A 3,098-nucleotide genomic window follows, 5' to 3' on the forward strand; every position below is an offset into this window, starting at 1 on the left:
ACACCAAATGATCCAAACTTCAGCGGACCAGATAGTTTTATCTACAGTGTTTGTGATGATGGTACTCCACAGGCTTGTGATCAGGCTACGGTGAGTATTACGATCTTCGGAATAAACACTACAGATGCTGTATTGGATATCAATAATACTTATGTTGATTTACCAGTAAGCGGTAATGTACTTACTAATGATGAAGACTTACAGGGAGATACTCAGACGGTAACTACAACAGGAACTATTACGACTGCTCAGGGTGGAACTGTAGAGATGAGCGCTAACGGAAACTATACGTATACTCCGCCTGCTGGCTACTCTGGAGAAGACACGTTTGATTATAGTATTATTGACGATGGAAACCCACAGGCAGTAGATACGACGACAGTGTATATTGAAATTTTACCGGCGAATGATTCTGATAATCAACCACCAGTAGCCAATCCAGATACTGCTTCAACTGAAGTAAATACTCCTGTAGATGGTGTGGTGATTGTGAATGATTTTGATCCTGAAGGTGACCCAATTACTGTAACAACAACGACAGTTACAACTACTGAAGGTGTTACAGTTACAATTGATCCGAACACAGGAGAGTATACTTACACACCTCCAACAGATTTTGTGGGTGTTGATACATTTGAATATACAATTTGTGATAATGGAACACCAGCCTTATGTGATACTACAACAGTAGAGATCACAGTAGTTGGTAATTCTCAAGAGAATAACACATTCGCAAATGATGATGCATACAATGGAATGCCAGGTGAAAATATTACAGGAAACGTTTCAGATAACGATAGTGACCCAGAAGGAGATACTCAGACAGTTAACACTGTACCTGTTGTAAATCCAATGAATGGTACAGTTGCTTTACAAGCTGATGGAAGTTTTGTGTATACACCAAATGACCCAACATTTGTAGGAACAGATCAGTTTGTATATTCAGTATGTGATGATGGAACGCCACAAGCATGTGATGAAGCAACAGTTTATATCACAATTGGTGAGGGCATAAATGAAATTTACGCGATTGATGATATCAATGATACATTTGTAAACACTCCCGTAACAGGTGATGTTTCAACAAATGACGATAACTTAGATGGTCCTGCTGGATCTGAAGTATTTACTTTAGTCAGCGGTCCAAATCAAGGCGGAACATTAACATTCAATCCAGATGGAACTTATACATATACCCCTCCTGCAGATTTTGTAGGTGAAGATATATTTGTGTATGAAGTGTGTGACGGCGGAAACCCACAAGCATGCGATCAGGCAACAGTTACAATTGAAGTTGTAGACGATCCTATCTTAGAAAATGATCCTCCAATTGCAAACAATGACACAGCAGTGACTGAAGTGAATACTCCAGTAACAGGAAATGTATTAGTGAATGATTATGACTTAGATGGTGATCCAATCACAGTAACTACAACTACGGTAACAACTACTGAAGGTGTCGTGGTAACGATTGATCCAATTACTGGAGTGTATACGTATACACCACCAACTGACTTTACAGGAGTTGATACATTTGTATACACAATTTGTGATGATGCAGATCCAGCACTTTGTGATGAAGCTACTGTATATATAACAGTAATTGACAACTCTGGTAACATTACTGTGGCAAATGATGATTCATACTATGGAGAAATTAACACTACAATTAGTGGTAATGTATTAACAAATGATACAGATCCTGAAGGTGATGGACAAACGGTAACTAGTTTAACAGTGATATCATTAAATGGAGTTACAGTAACAATTAATCCTGACGGAAGTTTTGATTATACAGCTCCTGCAGATTTTACTGGAACAGATCAGTTTGTATATACAATTACAGATGACAATGCTGGCGGCGCTGCAACAGACCAGGCTACAGTATATATCTTAATTGAAGAAACTCCAGACCCTGCAATAGCAATCGTGAAGACAAGTTCTTATGATCCTATTGTAAATGGGGAATGTACAGCTTCGGAAGGTGATATCATTACATATACATTCGAGGTAACTAATGAAGGTAATGTAGATTTAATGAATGTTTCTGTAACCGATCCTTTATTGGAAGCTCCAAACCCAGTAGTAACTATTGCTGGACCAACCGGAGATGATGGTGATGGAATCCTTCAGACTACTGAAACTTGGATATACACAGCAGATTACGTGATTACACAAGCTGATATCAATGCTGGTATTGTAACCAATCAGGCAACTGCAACAGGTACAGATGAAGATGGAACAACAGTTACAGATCTTTCTGGAGCTACCATCGATGATGACTTGAGTACAGATACTGAAATTTGTCAGGTAGCCGATATCGCTATTGTGAAAACTAGCGAGTATGATGGTGTTGTAAATGGTGAGTGTACGAGTGATGTAGGGGATACTATCGCATACACGTTCACAGTAACTAATGAAGGGAACGTAGATCTGTCTAATGTAACAGTAACCGATCCATTGTTACAAGCTCCAAACCCAGTGGTAACTATCGCTGGACCAACTGGAGATGATGGTGATGGTATCTTACAACCAACTGAGACGTGGGTGTATACTGCAGATTATGCAATCACACAAGCAGATATTAACGCAGGAATGGTAACAAATCAAGCGACCGCTACAGGAACACCTCCAACGGGAGATGATGTAACTGACTTGTCTGGAGCTACTATTGATGATGACCTAAGTACAGATACTGAAATTTGTAATACAGCAGCTATCGCGATTGTGAAAACTAGCGAGTATGATGGTATTGTAAACGGTGAATGTACGAGTGATGTAGGTGATACTATCGCATACACGTTCACAGTAACTAATGAAGGGAACGTAGATCTGTCTAATGTAACAGTAACAGATCCATTACTACAAGCTCCAAACCCAGTGGTAACTATCGCTGGACCAACTGGAGATGATGGTGATGGTATCTTACAACCAACTGAGACGTGGGTGTATACTGCAGATTATGCAATCACACAAGCAGATATTAACGCAGGAATGGTAACAAATCAAGCGACCGCTACAGGAACACCTCCAACAGGAGATGATGTAACTGACTTGTCTGGAGTTACTATTGATGATGACTTGAGTACAGATACTGA

1 protein-coding gene is annotated in these 3,098 nt (G+C 39.7%); it reads left to right on the forward strand.

The genetic code is table 11. The features are described 5' to 3' along the window. A partial coding sequence (locus ACFQO1_RS04510; RefSeq protein ID WP_380216774.1) for an Ig-like domain-containing protein occupies window positions 1-3,098 on the forward strand: 3,098 nt, incomplete at both ends.

It is taken from the genome of Jejudonia soesokkakensis, assembly GCF_042664795.1.
GTDB classification, from domain to species: Bacteria; Bacteroidota; Bacteroidia; order Flavobacteriales; family Flavobacteriaceae; genus Jejudonia; species Jejudonia soesokkakensis.